At 58.7% G+C, this 17,415-nt stretch carries 14 protein-coding genes and 1 tRNA gene; 4 read left to right on the top strand and 11 right to left on the bottom strand.

Features of this window, described 5'->3' with window-relative positions; all coding sequences use genetic code 11:
- Positions 1–36 precede the first annotated feature (36 nt).
- A complete protein-coding gene (gene torS / locus AC790_RS15660) occupies positions 37–2,757 on the top strand; it encodes a TMAO reductase system sensor histidine kinase/response regulator TorS (protein WP_049852367.1) in 2,721 nt (906 codons plus the stop codon).
- Positions 2,758–2,949: 192 nt separating this feature from the next.
- Here the strand turns inward: torS and AC790_RS15655 are convergent.
- Positions 2,950–3,044 (bottom strand) — tRNA-Sec (locus AC790_RS15655).
- 167 nt (positions 3,045–3,211) lie between these two features.
- Between AC790_RS15655 and xylB the strand changes: the two genes are divergently transcribed.
- Positions 3,212–4,654, top strand: a complete 1,443-nt coding sequence (xylB, locus tag AC790_RS15650; RefSeq protein ID WP_049852366.1) for a xylulokinase — start codon at positions 3,212–3,214, stop codon at positions 4,652–4,654.
- A gap of 163 nt (positions 4,655–4,817) precedes the next feature.
- Positions 4,818–5,750, top strand: a complete 933-nt coding sequence (locus tag AC790_RS15645) for a GlxA family transcriptional regulator (RefSeq protein WP_049852365.1) — start codon at positions 4,818–4,820, stop codon at positions 5,748–5,750.
- On the opposite strand, the gene AC790_RS15640 is transcribed toward AC790_RS15645, so the two are convergent.
- The 10 genes from AC790_RS15640 to AC790_RS15595 form a co-directional block, all read right to left on the bottom strand.
- On the bottom strand, positions 5,735–6,730 hold the full coding sequence (locus AC790_RS15640) for an acyltransferase (protein WP_007893451.1): 996 nt from the start codon (positions 6,728–6,730) through the stop codon (positions 5,735–5,737). The genes AC790_RS15645 and AC790_RS15640 overlap by 16 nt on opposite strands.
- Before the next feature lie 192 nt (positions 6,731–6,922).
- Complete coding sequence (locus tag AC790_RS15635) at positions 6,923–8,038, bottom strand: mandelate racemase/muconate lactonizing enzyme family protein (RefSeq protein WP_049852364.1); 1,116 nt, start codon at positions 8,036–8,038, stop codon at positions 6,923–6,925.
- 32 nt (positions 8,039–8,070) lie between these two features.
- A complete protein-coding gene (locus AC790_RS15630) occupies positions 8,071–8,832 on the bottom strand; it encodes a GntR family transcriptional regulator (RefSeq protein ID WP_049852363.1) in 762 nt (253 codons plus the stop codon).
- 1 nt (position 8,833) lies between these two features.
- Positions 8,834–10,222, bottom strand: coding sequence for a dihydroorotase family protein (locus AC790_RS15625; protein ID WP_049852362.1), 1,389 nt, complete (start codon positions 10,220–10,222; stop codon positions 8,834–8,836).
- Positions 10,219–11,145: an ABC transporter substrate-binding protein gene (locus AC790_RS15620; protein WP_049852361.1), complete on the bottom strand. Its 927-nt coding sequence runs from the start codon at positions 11,143–11,145 to the stop codon at positions 10,219–10,221. Before AC790_RS15620 ends, AC790_RS15625 begins: the two co-directional genes overlap by 4 nt.
- The gene (locus tag AC790_RS15615; protein ID WP_049852360.1) at positions 11,145–12,197 is read right to left on the bottom strand and encodes an alpha-hydroxy acid oxidase; all 1,053 of its coding nucleotides are present in this window, start codon (positions 12,195–12,197) and stop codon (positions 11,145–11,147) included. The genes AC790_RS15620 and AC790_RS15615 overlap by 1 nt, the downstream gene beginning before the upstream one ends.
- The gene (locus AC790_RS15610) at positions 12,184–13,710 is read right to left on the bottom strand and encodes an amino acid ABC transporter permease/ATP-binding protein (protein WP_049852359.1); all 1,527 of its coding nucleotides are present in this window, start codon (positions 13,708–13,710) and stop codon (positions 12,184–12,186) included. The genes AC790_RS15615 and AC790_RS15610 overlap by 14 nt, the downstream gene beginning before the upstream one ends.
- Before the next feature lie 64 nt (positions 13,711–13,774).
- Positions 13,775–14,671 carry a transporter substrate-binding domain-containing protein gene (locus AC790_RS15605; protein WP_049852358.1) on the bottom strand — a complete coding sequence of 299 codons (897 nt, stop codon included), beginning with the start codon at positions 14,669–14,671 and terminating at the stop codon, positions 13,775–13,777.
- 116 nt (positions 14,672–14,787) lie between these two features.
- Positions 14,788–15,759, bottom strand: coding sequence for a D-2-hydroxyacid dehydrogenase (locus AC790_RS15600; protein WP_049852357.1), 972 nt, complete (start codon positions 15,757–15,759; stop codon positions 14,788–14,790).
- Positions 15,759–16,151: a Rid family detoxifying hydrolase gene (locus AC790_RS15595; protein WP_049852356.1), complete on the bottom strand. Its 393-nt coding sequence runs from the start codon at positions 16,149–16,151 to the stop codon at positions 15,759–15,761. Before AC790_RS15595 ends, AC790_RS15600 begins: the two co-directional genes overlap by 1 nt.
- A gap of 347 nt (positions 16,152–16,498) precedes the next feature.
- Here AC790_RS15595 and glyQ point away from each other — a divergent pair, with 347 nt between their 5' ends.
- Positions 16,499–17,410: a glycine--tRNA ligase subunit alpha gene (gene glyQ, locus AC790_RS15590; RefSeq protein WP_007893431.1), complete on the top strand. Its 912-nt coding sequence runs from the start codon at positions 16,499–16,501 to the stop codon at positions 17,408–17,410.
- Positions 17,411–17,415: the final 5 nt, after the last annotated feature.

The following is a 17,415-nucleotide window of genomic DNA, read 5'->3' as shown; positions in this document are numbered from 1 at the left end:
GTCCGCCAGACTCAACTGTTTTTAGCGCGGAATCGCATGGCTAATACCTCCTTAATTCGTCGGCTGTGGCTGGCCTTTGCCCTGATGGCGTTACTTACGCTGCTGAGCGTCGCCACGGGCTGGATAAACCTGCGCTTTGTCGGACGCGTGGAACAGGCCAACACCCAATCGTTACTCTCCAGTATGAATATGGCGCGCCATCTGAGTGTCGCCAGTGCCAAAGCGCTGTTTTCGGCACAGCAGCTGCTTAACGCGCGCGATGAGCAGGAGTGGCAGACGCAGCGCACTATGCTGGGCAAGCAGGGCCAGAGTATCGCTCAGCTGCTCAACCAGCTCAGTGCACAGGGCTTTGATACGCGTGCGATGGCGCAGCTGGAAACCGCCAATCGCCAGGCAATTATGCAGCAGGGCGATGTGGTACATCAGCGTTTGCAACTGACGCAGCAGCAGCATCAGTTGAGTGACGATATCGCTGCCGCCGCACATCGCATTGCGGATTTGGCACACGGTCAGGCCAGCAACGCCGCGACAGCGGCGGGCGCCACCCAGGCGGGCATCTACGATCTCATCGAACACCAACAGCGCGCCGCTGCCGGTCAGGCACTGGATCGGTTGATTGATGTCGATCTCGAATACCTCAACCAGATGGGTGAGCTGCGGCTCATCGCGCTGCGCGTTGAGCAGATTGTTATGACGCTGAAGTGGTATAACGGTGCGCCGGACCTCACTGCGGCGCCGCTGGCGGAGTTAATACAGGTTTTACAACGACGCCAGCAGCGGGTGGAAGATCCGCGTATTCGGGCTGATATTGGTGAGGCGCTGGCGGTTGTTGCGCGTTATAAAACGTTGCTGGCAATGTGCGGGCAGCAGCAGCGTTTGCATGCGCAGCTGGAAGGCTTAGCGCAGCAAAATTTGACCTTATTCGGCCGCTTTAGCCGTGAAATGGAACGCCAGGTAAGCGAGATTGAGCAGCGCAATGCGGATGCGCTGAGCCGGGTCAATCGCGAGCGAGTATTCGGCACGCTAATGCTGGCGCTGCTGGGTGTGATGGCCTTGCTGACGTTATCGTTAGTACTGTGGCGCTTGGTTTATCGTTCGATCTCGCTGCCGCTGGCACGGCAAACTGATGCGCTGCAACGTTTGCTCGAAGGCGACCTCGACTCGCCTTTCCCATCTAGCGGAAATGCCCGCGAACTCAATACCATTAGCCGCCTGATGGAAGCATTTCGCAACAATGTGCGCGCACTCCAATACCAGCAGCAGCACCTGGCGGAGCTAGTGAAAACTCGCACCGAGGCGTTACAGGCGCTGGTGATTCAACATCATCAGGCGCGTGCTGATGCCGAGCAAGCCAACCGCGCCAAATCGGCGTTTCTGGCGGCAATGAGCCATGAAATCCGCACGCCGTTGCACGGTATTCTCGGCACCGCGCAGCTGCTCGCCGATCGGCCTTTGAGCGATAGCGATCGCCGCTATGTACAGGCAATTAATGATTCCGGGGAAACCCTGCTGTTTATCCTCAATGACATCCTCGATTATTCGGCAATCGAGGCCAGTTCAAAAACAATCACCCTGCACAATGCGCCGTTTGAACCGCGTCAGTTGTTGCGCAGCGTCACCCATTTGATGAACGGGCGGGCGCAGAGCATAGGATTGCAATTAAAAGCCGAAGTGAATGCGCGGGTGCCGGAATGGCTGCAAGGTGATGTACATCGCTTGCGGCAGATAGTGATGAATCTGCTAATTAATGCGCTGAGATTCACTGAACAGGGCGACATCGTGCTGCGTATTGATAGTGATGAATGTGAGTGGTTTATCGAGGTCGACGACAACGGCTGCGGCATTGCACCTGAGGATCAGCAGGCGATTTTCGAACCTTTCGTGCAACTACAAGCGGGCAAGGGCGGTACGGGATTGGGGCTGGCGATTTGCCGCGGCCTGGCGCAGGCGATGCAGGGAAGATTAACGCTCACCAGCCAGCTAAATAGCGGCAGTTGCTTCCGGCTGACCTTACCGCGGGTAAATGCCTCGACCATGGCGTCGCTGCCGGATTCTGCGTCCGTGGATCTCACCGGTTGGCATCTGCTGATTATCGAAGATAACCCGCTAACGCAGCAGATCACAGTGGAGACGCTAACGCGCAAGGGGGCGCAGATCAGCATTGCTGGCAGTGCGGCGGCGGCGCTGGCATTGCTGGCGCAGAGTGATGATATTGATTGCGCGCTAGTGGACTTCGCGTTACCGGATGCCGATGGCGTGCAGCTAGCGCAAAAGCTGGCGGAATGTTATCCCGCTATGCGGCGCATCGGTTTTAGCGCCAGCGTACCTGATGAAATGCAGCTTGGCACCGATGGACTTTTCTGCGGCATCATTCAAAAACCGGTGCACGGTGACATGCTGTGTTGGCAGATTGTACGCTTTCTCACCTCCACATCGTCGACAGATCTCAACGTGGCACAGTTAAAACAGGATTATACCGAGCTGGGCGCTGATACATTGCGAAGCTGGCTAACACTATTTCGCCAGCATGCCATGCCATTGCTGGATGAGATTGAAGCCGCAGAACAGGGCGAAACCGTGTCGCGGCTGGCGCATCAGCTCAAAAGCAGCTGCGGCAGTTTAGGGATGCTAACCGCCTGGCAAGCCTGCGCGCGGTTGGAGCAGCAGCCAAATGCAGATATTCCCTTAAGAGCGATTGTTGAGCGCGGGTTGATGCAGGTTGAGGAGTGGATTACTGGGATGTGCAATGAAAGTTGAGTTGTTCGGTAAAACCGAACAACTCAACTTTTAACTTATTCACTGTTTAAACAGGATGTTCTCGATTTGCTCGCTGATGGTCGCATTAATTTTCTACTTTATGGCCTCACTGCATCGTCAAAGATTCGTAAGAGGATTATCAGCTGATTGGCGTTTATTTTATTGAGGACGTTAGAGGGTAATGAACTAAAGTGGCGGAAGATCACAGGAGTCGAACCTGCCCGGGACCGCTGGCGGCCCCAACCGGATTTGAAATCCGGCCGCCTCACCGGAGACGACGATCTTCCTTTGAAGATGCCGCAGGAGTATAGCGGCAATCCACAGCAAAATCTTGATCTCACCTGTGCTTGAACGCACGTTCCTGCCGAGACTTTGGCGCATGCGGTTTAGCAGGATGCTTAAATACCGACTAGAACTCTGTCATCTGAGATTATTAACTCATCAGGAGCGCAGCATGGTGATCGGCATTGATTTGGGCACTTCCGGCGTGAAAGTGGCGCTGCTGGATGCGCACGGCAAGGTGACAGCAGTGGAGAGTGCGCCGCTGGAGGTTTCACGCCCTCAGCCGCTATGGAGCGAGCAGGATCCTGAAAGCTGGTGGCAGGCGACGGATCGCGCCATGCAGGCGCTGGCGCGGCAGCACGATCTCAGCGGTGTAGAGGCGATTGGCCTAAGCGGCCAGATGCACGGTGCCACCTTGCTGGATCGCGATAATCAGGTGCTGCGTCCGGCGATTTTATGGAATGACGGACGCAGCGGCGAGCAGTGCCGCGAACTTGAGCAGCGCGTGCCGGATGCGCGGCACATCACCGGCAATCTGATGATGCCCGGCTTTACCGCGCCCAAGCTGTTGTGGGTGAAACAGCATGAGCCGCAGCTGTTTGCGCAAATCGCGAAAGTCCTGCTGCCGAAAGATTATCTGCGCTGGCGCATGAGCGGCGATTTCGCCAGTGATATGTCGGATGCGGCCGGAACGATGTGGCTGGACGTGGCGCAGCGCGACTGGAGTGATGTGATGCTCAACGCCTGCGATTTGCAGCGCAGCCAGATGCCACAGCTGTTTGAGGGCAATCAAATGACCGGCACTTTGTTGCCGGACGTTGCCGCACGTTGGGGGATGAAAACGGTGCCGCTGGTGGCGGGCGGTGGCGATAACGCGGCGGGCGCGGTGGGCGTCGGCATGGTTGAGCCGGGACAAGGCATGTTGTCGCTCGGTACCTCGGGCGTCTATTTCCTGGTGAGCGATGGTTATCTCAGCAATCCGCAGCGGGCGGTGCACAGCTTCTGTCATGCCCTGCCGCAGCGCTGGCATTTAATGTCAGTAATTTTGAGCGCGGCTTCCTGTCTCAATTGGGCGGCGGCATTGACTGGCTGCGAGGATGTGCCGCAGTTGCTGAGTGAAGCGGAAAAAGCGCGCAACGATGTGCCGCCGGTATGGTTCCTGCCGTATCTCTCCGGGGAGCGCACGCCACACAACAATCCGCAAGCGCAGGGTGCGTTTTTTGGTTTAACGCATCAGCATGGCCGAGCTGAACTGGCGCGCGCGGTGCTGGAAGGTGTCGGATTTGCGCTGGCCGAAGGTATGGATGCGGTGCATGAGTGCGGCGTGCAGCCGAAAACGGTGATGCTGATTGGCGGCGGCGCGCGGAGTGCCTACTGGCGTCAAATGCTGGCGGATATTAGCGGGCTGACGCTGGATTATTGTCACGGCGGTGAAGTTGGCCCGGCGCTGGGTGCGGCGCGATTAGCGCAGCTGGCGATTGATGCAGATAGCCACTGGCCCGCGCTGGAATTGGCGCAGCGGCATCAGCCGGACGCGGCACGACATCAGACGTATCAGCCGCAGCGCGACAAGTTTGCGCGCTTGTATCAGCAGTTAAAGCCGTTGATGTCTTGATGATGGCTGGATTTGGCAGGATGTGAGGTTTTTTGTCAGGTATGATGTGCGAGTCATGTCAGATAGTTTGGCCTGATTTGGTCGCCATGAATGGCGATCCTACTGTAGGGGCGGCATTCATGCCGCCCTGGCCGAACGACGCACCCATCCCACGGAGCCCACCATGCCACAACACGTCTTCTTCCTTGTCCTTCCCGGCGTGATGGCGCTGGATCTCACCGGCCCGGCGGAAACTCTGCAGCTGGCTGATGGCCACTTCGCGCTGCACTACATCGGTCCGCAGCCCAGCGCGCTGTGCTCCACTGGCATGACCATCGCCGATATCGCGCCGTTGCCCGCGCAGCTGCCCGACAACAGCCTGCTGGTGGTGCCTGGCGTCTACGATTCGCGTGTCTGTTTTGACACCGAACCGGCAGCATTAGCGCGTGACTGGCTGCGCCAGCAGCAGGCGGCGATTGATGCCCAGCGCATCACGCTGGTGTGCATCTGTTCCGGCGCACTGCTCTGCGCGCAGGCGGGATTGCTGGATGGCGTGCAGTGCACCACGCACCACGACGTGTTAGCGCGCCTGAAAGCGGCGGCGCCGGCAGCTTTAGTGAAAGATAACCGCGTGTTTGTCGAAGATAGCGGCATCTGGACCAGCGCAGGCATTACCGCCGGCATCGACTTGGCGCTGCATTTGATCAATCGGCTGTGCGGGGCGCCGCAGGCACTGAAAGTGGCGCGTGAAATGGTGGTGTGGTTCCGCCGTTCTGGTGACGATCCCCAGCTGTCGCCGTGGCTGCGCTATCGCAACCATATGCATCCGGCAATTCACCGCGCGCAGGATGTGATGATTGCTCATCCCGAACATGACTGGTCGCTTAGCGCGTTAGCCGAGCGGGCACACGTTAGCGAACGTCATCTTACGCGGCTGTTTCGCCAGCATCTGGGCATTAGCGTGCGCGAATATCATGAACAGCTGCGTTTAGTGATTGCTCGTCAGCGTCAGCAGCAGGGCGAAGCGGCGGAAAAAGCGGCGCTGGCGGCCGGATTCTCCTCGGCGCGCCAGCTGCGTCGCGCGCATCAACGCTGGGACGATCAGCTCACCAGATGACGTTTATCCACGCGTTTTAACCCCATCGCCAGCAGCAGACTGCCTATTAATGTAACGCCGATCACCCACGGCAAATCGAGCCATGGCCGCGACATGTCGTCGTAGTGATGGGTGCGCAGAAAGTGGATAAACAGCGCGTGAAAGCCATAAATTGGCAGCGAATAGCGCGAAATGGTGGCGAGTCCCGGCAGCGCGCGCTGATTCAGCGTGTTTTTGAACAATATCAACAGGCTGATGGCGGCAATAAACACCAGCGGGCCGCAGTAGAGGTACCAGGTATCGTTGAACGCGCCGTTGATTTTCAGCATCTGTTTGGTGCCAAGCGCAATGCCTATCACGCAGGCGATAAAGCCCAATCCCGCCAGCCAGCTCACGCTACGTTTATCCGTTTCCATGCAGCCAATCGCGCGTCCGAGCAGCGCATACAGCAGGTAGTAAATGCTGTCGCCGCTGACATACAGATTCACCGGCAGCCAGTGGAACGGCCCCAGCGACTGACTCACGGTATTCGGATTGGCCAGCACCGCCAGCACAATCACCAACATTGCCACATAGCGCGGCGCCACACTTTTCACCTGAATCAGCGGTGACAACAGATAGATGCCGATAATGGCGAAGAAGAACCACAGGTGATAAAACACCGGTTTTTGCAGCAGCTTAAGCAGCGAACGCCCTTCGCTAATCGGCGTTAGCCAGGTGATATATGCCAGCGCCACCGCACTGTAAAACAGCAGGCACAGCACGATGCGCAGCAGATGTCGCCCCTGCGCGCTACGTTCACCGAAAAACAGATAGCCCGAGATCATAAAGAACAGCGGAACGCAGACACGTGACGCCGAGTTGAGCAGATTCGCCACATCCCAGGTTGTGCCGGTTACCGCCATCGGTCCGGTGATGTACCAGGTGGTGGTGTGGATGACGATCACCATCAGGCAGGCAACCGCGCGTAAGTTGTCGATCCAGTAGATTTTTTGCTGCATGGCGTCCTCTTGCATTCACTGCGAAGAAGGGTAGCCAGTGAGCCGCGCGCCAACAACCTTTTGCGATGTAATTCAGATCGCTCTGATGTTTGGTACAGAATTCAAATACCGCACATGCCCTAGCGGCGCGATTTATCGCGCAATAAATTGCGCTGCTACGATGTGTGCATCGGTGTTATGCGGTAACAGACTTTAATCGCGCACGAGAAACTTCTCGATCACCGCTTCATCGGGTTCAACGCCAAGGCCCGGCTCGCTTGGCAGCCACGCGTAGCCATCGGCGATGCGCACCGGGTTTTTCGCCAGCGAGCGGCTGATTTCGCCCGGTTCAACGCAGTACTCCATCACCAGCGCATTCTCAATCGCACAGAGGAAATGCAGCGAGGCGGCGGTATTGATGTCAGTGGTGAAATTGTGATTACACACTTTGCGGCCACGGCTGTGCGCGTAGCTGGCGATCTCCATCGCCTGGGTGAAACCGGTGCGCGTCAGATCGATCTGCACGATATCGATGCCGCCTTCATCAATCAGGCGCTGGAAACCGACGACGGAACACTCTTGCTCACCGGCGGCGATATGCTGCTGGCAGGCGGCGGAAACCTGGCCGTAACCGGCGTAGTTATCCGGATGCAGCGGCTCCTCGATCCAGAACAGATTGAGATGCTCGTAGCGCTGGCTGCGACGGATAGTGGTTTTGGCATCCCACACGTGACCGACATCCAGCATCAGATCCACGTTATCGCCCATCGCGTTACGCAGCGCGTCGAGATAGCGCAGGTCCAGTGCTTCGTCGGTGCCGAACGGCTCCCAGCCAAACTTCACGCCGCTATGGCCGGTATCAATGGCGTGCTGGGCGCGGGCCACGGTCTCTTCCACGCTGAACTGGAACATGTTGGAGGAGTAAACGCGCATCTTGTCGCGCAGCGCGCCGCCCAGCAGTTCGACGATCGGCTTACCGAGCGCTTTACCTTTGATGTCCCACAACGCGATGTCGATGCCGGCCATCGCCTGCAACACCGCGCCGCTGCGTCCGTAGTAGATGGTGGCGCGGTGCATTTTCTTCCACAAACGGCCAGTTTCCAGTGGGTTTTCGCCAATCAGCAGCGATTTCAGGCCGGTTACCATGGTGTGCGAATAGGGCGCTTCGATGATGGCTTTAGTGACATACGGGCTGCCATCCACTTCGCCCCAGCCGGTAATGCCGGCGTCGGTGGTAATTTTGATCAGCAGAGCATCCTGAGAACTGTCGGTACGCTGCTCAATCACCGGCAGGCGCAGGTAAAACGCCTCAACGTTAATGATTTTCATGGTGTTTTCCCTGGTGTAAAGGCACTTCAAAATTAGCCGAGAGCGGAACGGTGCTGTCGGCGCTGTGTTATCAGGGTTTCGTAATCCACGTCCAGCGCCTGAATGCGGATGTGGTTCTCAACCTCGTCGGTCATTTTGGCGACGTCGCCATCGGCAAAGACATTGATCAGTCGTTGGTGCTCCTCAATGATGTCGCTCATCGATTTGCCCATGGTGGAGAGACCGAAAATCACCGTCAGCTGACGGGCAATTGACTCCCACAAGTTGCTCAGCACCGGGTTGTGCGCAAAGCTGCACAGCGTGCGGTGGAAATCGGTATCGGCCGAGGCAAAACCGTAAACGTCATCGTTTTGCATCATCGCCTGCATCTGCGCCACGCCCTGATACAGCTGGTTAAGCTGCTCGGCGCCGTTGCGTCCAGCCTCAATGGCACGGCGACAGGCCAGCGTCTCCAGCGGGATGCGCACATCAATAATCTGCTCCAGCCGCTGATGCGAAATCTCCATCAGGCGGATGCCTTTGTACGGCTCGCTGGTGACGATGCCCTGGCTCTCGAGAATGCGCAGCGCTTCACGAATCGGCACGCGGCTCATGCCCAGCTTGGCCACCAGTTCCGGTTCGGCGATGCGGTCGCCGGGCAAAATCAGGCCGCGCGATGCGGCGCTGAGAATCGCATCCACGGCGTGATCGACCAGCGTGCGCGGACGCGCCGCACTCCAGCTGTTATCGGTTGCAGCTTCCTGCGCCAGCGGGGCGCTATTTTTACGACTAGCGGTAGACGGTTTTCCTGCCATGTTATTTTCCTGTTTCAACCTGTCGGGTCACGAACTGACCGAAGCCGGGCTCAACCTGCATCTGGTCATCCTCGAATACCGTGACGCCACGAATCATGGTGCGCACCACTTTACCCTGACAGCGCATCCCTTCAAATGCGCTCCACTTGCCGAGTCCCTGGAAATTCGCCCCTTTTACCGTCCAGCTCTGGCTGGCGTCGTAGAACACCAAATCAGCGTCAAACCCGGGTGCAATCGCCCCTTTCTTACCCCACAGCTGGAAGGCTTTGGCCGGTCCGCTGGCGGTCATACGCGCGAACTCGCTGAGCGCTACGCCGCGATCGCCATGTGCCGCGCTGAAGAACATCGGGCTGAGCGTTTCCACGCCGCTCAAGCCCATGCCCGCCTCCCAGATGCTGGCTTCACCGGCCTGTTTTTGCGCGGGTGTATACGGGCAATGGTCGGAGGCGATCATGTCGACGTCGCCGCGCAGCAGCACCTGCCACAGCGCATCCACCACCGGACGCGGGCGGATCGGCGGGCCGCAGCGCGCATTGGGGCCGATGCGTACCAAATCATCTTCGTCGAGCAGTAAATAGTGCGGACAGGTTTCGAAGCTGGCGCGTACGCGGCTTTTGGCGGCAACGATGGTTTCTGCGGCGCGCGCCGAGCTGACGTGCACGATATGGCAGCGTGCGCCGGTCTCTTCGGCGATGGCCAAGACGCGGCCCACCGCTTCAATCTCCGCAATTTCCGGACCGGCCTGCGCATGGGCGCGCGTATCTTTGCGTCCGGCGCGGCGCAGTTCGTTGCCGGCCCCGATGAGAATCTCGTGGTTCTCGGCGTGCACGCCAATCAGACCGTCGAAGGTTGCCAGCTCGCGCATAGCGCGCAGCAGACCATCGTCGTCGAGACGCGGCAAACCTTTCTCGTCGGTGGCTTCACCGCCGGGCGCGCCGCTGCACAGGAAAGCTTTGAACGCCAGCGCACCGGCCTGATCCAGCGCCGCCAGTTCGTGCACGTTGCGGCCATCGAGGCCGGCCCACATGGCGTAATCCACCGAACAGTTGTCGGCCAGCCAGCGTTTTTTAGCGCTGAAGTTGGCCAAAGATGTCGCGGGCGGCAGCGAGTGCGGCATCTCAACGATGGTGGTCACGCCGTGCGCCGCCGCGCCGCGCGTGCCTTCGCGCAGCTCCTGCTCGGGAAAGTCGTGCGAACCGGTGAAATGGGTATGCACATCGATGGCGCCAGGCACGATGATCAGGCCACGTGCATCGATCACCGCGTCAACGCCGTCCCTCATCGCGCCAGGCGTTAATAACCCGCTGATTTTGCCGTCTTCGATTAACAGATCGGCGAGGGCGGTAGCATGTTCGCTCACCACCAAGCCGTTAATAATTAATTGTTTCATTGCTCTGCTCCTGCCTGCGTCACCAGCGCCGCATAGGGCACCGGTTGTGAAGGATCCAGCCAGCCAATCGCGCCTAACAGCTGGCTGAAATGCGCAAACTCAGCGCGCGGAATGATGCTGCCTGGCGCAAAAACGCGGGCCTGTTGATAGGCGGCGAGGCCGCGTTCCAGCGCATCACGCGGATAATCGGCATAAAACGCCTGCACTTTTTCTGCCAGTTCGGCGGCATCATGCGTAGCCATCCACGCCAGCGCCTGGGTTATCGCCCGGGAAAACGCGGCGAAGGCGGGCGCTTTCTCGCGCAACACATCGGCGCGCGCAATGTAAGCGCTCCACGGCACGTGGCCGCACAAGGTGGCAAGGCTGCTGATACTGCAGAGCTGTCCGGCGACGATGGCGGGTGCCAGCATGTGCATGGCGTGCAGCGCATAATCGGCGTCACCGTTGGCAACGGCGGCGAAATCACGCGCCTGATCGCCGCTGCCCGCGATCAACTCAACCTCATCCTGCAAACCGTGGCGCGCCAGTAACCAGCGGAAGGTCAGCGTGGCGGTGCCGACATTGCCGACATCCAGCACGCGCTTGCCGCGCAGGTCGCTGAGCTGAAAATCCGGCTGCGGCTGTGCGGCGGCGAGAAACCACGGATTGGCGGCCACCGAGGCGCAGAAACACTGCAGCTCCGCGCCGTGCTGCTGGAAATGCTTCATCACCACCATCGGACCGCCGAGCGTCAGATCGGCCGCGCGGCTTAACACCGCGGGCACCTGTCCGCCCTGCACGGTGTGTCCGCCTGATTCGCTGGTAGTGAAATGCACCTGCAGCTGCTGCGCGGCAAACAGGCCGAGGCTGTGCGCCAGATAGTGGGCGCAGTAATAGATGCGTGATTCGCTGGCATCGCCCTGATTGAAAATTAAGGTCTGCATCAGCTGCGTACCTCGGTGAGAAAACTGCCGTTAAGTGCCGCCATGTCGCTGACGCCGCACCAGTGGCTGATGGCGGTAATTTCATTGATCCAACCGGAGAGCAGCTCGAATACTGCACTCTCGCCACCGGCGACTAAGGCACTGATGATCGGTCGCACGCTGAGAGACAGCGACGCGCCGAGACAACGCGCCACCACCGCATCGCTGCCGCAGCGTACGCCGCCATCCAGCAACAGCGGCAGCCGCGTTACCGCCTGCAAATCGGGCAACTGATCGACCGGTGTGGCCCAGCGCGCGCTCTGGCGCAGACCGATATTCGAAGCAATCAGGCCGCTGACGCCGTGTTGTGCCGCCTGCGCGGCATCGTCATGATGCAGAACGCCTTTCAGCCACAGCGGCAAGTGATGATTGGCACAGTGCGCCGCCACCTCGTCAATCTCCTGCCAGCGCCACACCGGAAAAGCCTGCAGTGGCTCAACGCCCGGCTGCGTGCCGCCGATGGTGTGCCAGCCGCGCTGTTTTAATGCGTCGCCAATCGAGAAGCCGCCGGGCTGTAATCCGGCCACCGGATGCACCGGTGCCAGCACCGTAAGCACGATGTTTTGAAATCCGGCCTGCGCCGCTTGATCGATTAACGCTTTGATGCGGCCGACATCGCCTGCTGCACGCAGTTGCAGCCAGCAGCGATGATACTCCGCGCCAATCTGCTCCAGCGGCGTGACGGTCTCCTCGGAGATCACCAGCGGCAGCTGCAGGCGTTTGCAGGCGCGGGCAATCGGCAGCACACCCTCTTGGTGGAAAATGCGGTCACCGGCAAAGGCGCCGACGCCAATCGGTGCGGCCCAGCGTTGTTCATGCAGCGCAATCTGCGTGTCGATGCTGTCATTGCCTTGCAGCACGCGCGGCAGCAGACGATAGCGGCGCAAAGCCTGCTGATTGGCATCCGCTTCGTTACCGCGCGCATCGGCAGGCTGGCCTTGCATATAGCGGAACAATGCATCGCCGAGGCGCTCGCGCGCGGTCAGTTCAAACGGCAGTTCAGGCGTTGGCATGCTGCACCTCCGCGGCATTTTCATGTTCAAGGAAGGTGGCGAAAGCCGGCGTTTGCGGATTTTGCAGAATTTCTGGTGGGCCTTCTTCAATCAGCGCGCCGTTTTGCAGAAACACCACGCGATCGGCAACGCCCGCCGCAAAGGCGATGTCGTGAGTGCTGATGATCATGGTGATGCCGGTTTGCGCCAGGCTGCGCATGGTTTGGTTCACTTCGCGCACCAGTTCCGGATCGAGCGCCGAGGTTGGCTCATCAAACAGCAGGATTTGCGGTTCGGCCGCCAGCGCACGCGCAATGCCAACGCGCTGTTTTTGTCCGCCGGAGAGCTCATGCGGCAGCGAGGCGGCGAAATCACCGAGTCCTACCATCTTCAGCGCGCGCATCGCTTTGGCTCGGGCGATTTCCGGCTGTGCACCTTGCACGCGCAGCAGAATGCTCATCACGTTTTCCAGCGCGGTGAGGTGATCGAATAACGCGAAATGCTGAAATACGATGCCGATGCCTGATTTAGCACGGTTCACCGGCAGATGACGCTGCGCCAGCGCGCGACCTTTTTCGTCGCTGCCCATGAAATGGCCTTCGGTTTGAATGGTGCCGCTGCTGCGTGGCGTCAGCGCCAGAATGGATTTCAGCAGCGTACTTTTGCCCGAACCGGAGCGACCGAGCAGCACCACCACTTCGCCACGGCGCACGGTCAACGACAGCGATTTCAGCACCGCTTTGCCGGCATACTCGACGCACAGCTGATCCACTTCCAGCACCGGCGCGGCGGTTTGGGTATCCCAGCGCCGTTTCGGTAGTTGCATCGGCATCACGTCTGCTTCCGGCGGCAGTTTCGCCAGGCGTGCGCGTGCCCGACGTGCACGTTCATCCAGGTTGTAGAACTTCTCCAGCCACCATTGGCCGCCCGCCAGCAAGGTGGAAAGAATCAGGTAGATGCCGCCTGACGCGACCAGCACCGGAATAAACAGGAAGTTTTGCGACACAATTGCCTGGCCGCGCATCGTCAACTCATTGACGCCCACCACCGACGCCAGCGAAGTGGATTTCAGCAGCCCAACGGTTTCATTACCCATGGTGGGCAGAATGGCGCGCAACGCTTGCGGAATCACCACGTGGATCATCTCTTTGCTGCGCGAATAACCGAACGCCTGCGCCGCCATGCTCTGATCGCGATCGGTCGCCATAATGCCACCGCGAATAATTTCAGCGCAGAAGGCGGTTTCGTTGATCATCAGGGCGACCAGCGCGCTGGTGAACGGGCTTAAACGCAGGCCGAATTCCGGCAGCACGTTGTACAGCAGAATCAGCTGCAGCAACACCGGCGTGCCGCGCAGCGTATAGATGTAGATTTTCACCGGCACGCGGATAAACCAGTGCTTTGAGCTGCTGGCTAACGCCAGGAAAAAGCCAATCAAAATGCCGCCCGCCAGCGCACCAACCAACAGCTGCACGGCAATTACGGCACCTTCCCAGAGGTAGGGGAAAGTCAGGTACTTAAGAAAATCATCCAAGGCGTTATCCTCCTCAACGCCTCGTTTGCGGGGTTTACCCAAACGAGGCAGCTGAGTTTATGCATTAACCACGCGCAACCACTGGGCGTTCGGCAGCGCTGCCCTGGCCCCAGTAATCCAGCAGTTTTTTCTGTGCGCCGCTCTCCTGAATCACCTTCATCGCGTCCAGCACCGCAGCGCGCAGCGTGGCGTTATCTTTGGCAATCGGGAAGCCGACCATGATTGGCAGGTCCACGGTGAAGCCGCTCTGCAGCGTTTTGTCCGCTTTAGCGATGGCGATGGCTGAACCGGCTTCGGTTAGATACACATCGGCGCGACCGCTTTTCACCGCCTGAATGCTGTTGTCGGTGTTCTGCACCATCAGCATGCTCACTTCCGGTTTACCGGCGGCGCTGCATTTGGCGCTCTGCTCTGGCACCAGCTTGTTGGCTTCGTAGGAACCGGCAGCAGCGGCGACGGTTTTGCCGCACAGGTCATCAACACTGTTGATTTTCTTCGGGTTGCCTTGGGCCAGAATCGAACCGTCTTGCACCTGCATGGAAGCCACGAAAGCGATCTGTTTCATGCGCTCTTCAGTGACGTACAGCATCGGGCCGATGTCGGCGCGTCCACTGGAGATCGAGGTGAGCAGCACGTTGAACGAGCCGCTTTGATAACTGTGTTTCGCACCGAGGCAGCTGCTGATGCGCTCGAACAGGGAGGGATCGAGACCTTCAATGATACTGGGATCTTTTTCCGAGGGCGCTTCAAAGCCTTTGGTGTAGCCGCCGAGGCCAACCACCAGATCTTTGCCTTTTAGCGCGGGATACTTGGTTTGCAGCGCTTTACACTGCGCCATGGCGGCGAAGTCGCTGGCGGTGGGCGTGATGGGATCGGTGCTGGCGGCGTGAGCGCTGGAGATGCCCGCCAGTAAGCTGCCGGTGAGTCCAGAGATTAACAAAGCAGTGCGTGCAAATTTCATAAGAAGGTTCCCCTGATGCTGGTAAATGAAAAAGCGATGACCTTGTGATTTATGAACGTCTTTGGTGCTTTTTTAGGTGGCCGCCATGAATGGCGACCCTACGAAAATGGCGAGGCTCAGTATCCTCTTGCCGCATCAACCTGGTTGCGCAGCGGTTGTCCGTGGCGGTAACGCGCCAGATTATCGAGAAACACCTCAAGGCAACCGGCGAGGTAAGCGCTGTGATCGTCGAGGCTGCAGTGCGGTGTCATCACCACGCCGGGCGTGTGCCACAGCGGATCGTCGGCCGGTAATGGCTCTTGCGGATACACATCCAGCACCGCGCCCGCCAGCTCACCTGACTGCAGTTTTTCGCGCAGCGCGGAGTAATCGAATACATCGGCGCGACCGACAATCACGATACCGGCGCGCGTGGGCAGCCGGTCCAGACGCTGGCGATCGAACAGGTTGTGCGTTTGTGGCGTCAGCGGCAGGGTCGAAACCACTACATCGACCTGCGGCAACACTTCATCTACGGCATCAATGCGGATGCAGCGCGCCACGTTGGCATCGCACTGGCCGCTGCGCGTCACGCCAATCACGCGGTACCCTTGCGCGCTCAGCAGATTCGCTGCTGCCGCACCAATCCCGCCCACGCCCAGCAGCAGCACGGTTTTTCCGCGTGCGCAGCCGCCAAACGTCGGACGCCACAGACGCTGCGCCTGATCCTGCAGAAAACCGGGAATGCCGAAGTTAAACATCAGCGCCGCCATCAAAATGAACTCGGCCCCTTTATCGCCGTGCACGCCAGAAGCATTGGTGAGCGTTACGCCCTGTGGCCAGTGCGCCAGCCACTGCTCAACGCCAGCGGACATCACCTGCACCCAGCCGAGGCGCGGCGTGCTGAACTGGTCGAGCGCCAGCTTGCGGCCGCTCCACAGAATGTCGCAGCGGGCAAGGAAGCTGGCGGTCTGCGCCGCATCGCTGTTTTCGCTCAACGTGAAGTGATTACGCAGTTGCGCATGCGCATTCAGCTGCTGTTGCAACTGCTCGAGCGAAAGATGGAGCGCGTGCGGGGCGCTGGCGTCGTTCTCGATATGGATATGCATTAGCGCATCGCCGTCACTTCCATCTCGACCAGCAGGTCAGGATGGTTGAGCTGAATACCCACGGTGGCGCGTGCCGGGAAGGGGAACTGAAAGAATTCACTGTAAGCAGCATTCATCTCGCTGAAGGTGCTGAGGTCAGTGAGGTAGATCGTTACGCGTACCACGTTGTCGAAGGTCATTTGCGCTTCGCTCAGCAGGTCGCCGACGTTTTTCAGCACCTGGCGCGTCTGACTGGCGATGTCATGGCCAACAATCTCGCCGCTGTAGGGATCCATCGCCACCTGGCCGGAAATAAACAGCATCGGTTCGTGCAGCACGGCGGCGGAGAGCGGCGCGGGCCCCATTGGGCGGTCGCTGGCGTTCATTCCGGGGTAACTAAGCGCAATCTTCATGGTGAAATCTCAGGTAAAACTGTTTCACCGCAATTTCGTATACGATTATACAAGTGTCAATGTGCGATTTTTAACCATTGGGTCAAAAAGGTGATGTGCGTCACGTAATAGGATTTGCTGATATATCGATCAAGATATTGAATTTAATGATTTTATTGGCTTTGTGATGGCAAAAGTTGAGGGGGTGAATGAATCGTATACGATTTTCTTATTGCTCCGTGTTAACCCGGTAAACATGGTCGTTAACGCCTCATCGCTGGCCAGGATTTCCGGCTGCACAATCCGCGGTCAAAGGGTATACTGGCGCACTCTTTTTTTAACCGATCCGTATCGCGTGCGAATTCAACATGCAAAAGTTTGATACCAAGACCTTTCAGGGCCTGATCCTGACCTTGCAGGATTACTGGGCGCGTCAAGGCTGCACCATTGTCCAACCGTTGGACATGGAAGTGGGCGCCGGCACCTCTCACCCGATGACTTGCCTGCGCGCCTTAGGCCCAGAGCCGATGGCGACCGCCTATGTGCAGCCATCTCGTCGCCCGACTGACGGACGTTACGGTGAAAACCCGAACCGTTTGCAGCACTATTACCAGTTCCAGGTGGTGATTAAGCCCAACCCGGACAATCTTCAGGAGCTGTACCTTGGGTCGCTGAAAGAGCTGGGTATGGATCCCACCATCCACGACATTCGCTTTGTCGAAGACAACTGGGAAAACCCTACGCTTGGCGCATGGGGACTCGGTTGGGAAGTGTGGCTAAACGGCATGGAAGTGACGCAGTTCACTTACTTCCAGCAGGTGGGCGGCCTTGAGTGTAAGCCGGTGACCGGCGAGATCACTTACGGCTTAGAGCGCCTGGCGATGTACATTCAGGGCGTAGACAGCGTTTACGATCTGGTGTGGAGCGACGGTCCGTTTGGTAAAACCACCTACGGCGAAGTGTTCCATCAGAACGAAGTGGAACAGTCGACCTACAACTTCGAATACGCTGACGTCGACTTCCTTTTCACCTGCTTCGAGCAGTATGAGAAAGAAGCACAGCAGCTGCTGGCGCTGGAAAAACCGCTGCCGCTGCCGGCTTATGAGCGCATTTTGAAAGCGGCGCACAGCTTTAACCTGCTGGACGCACGCAAGGCGATTTCGGTTACCGAACGCCAGCGCTATATCCTGCGTATCCGCACCCTGACGAAAGCCGTGGCGGAAGCCTATTATGCGTCACGTGAGGCGCTTGGCTTCCCGTTGTGCAATAAAAACAAGTAAGAGGC

The organism is Pantoea sp. RIT-PI-b, from assembly GCF_001187905.1.
Lineage (GTDB): Bacteria > Pseudomonadota > Gammaproteobacteria > Enterobacterales > Enterobacteriaceae > Pantoea > Pantoea nemavictus.
The sequence above is the reverse complement of the archived record's forward strand: the minus strand, read 5'-3'. Positions and strand labels throughout refer to the sequence as shown.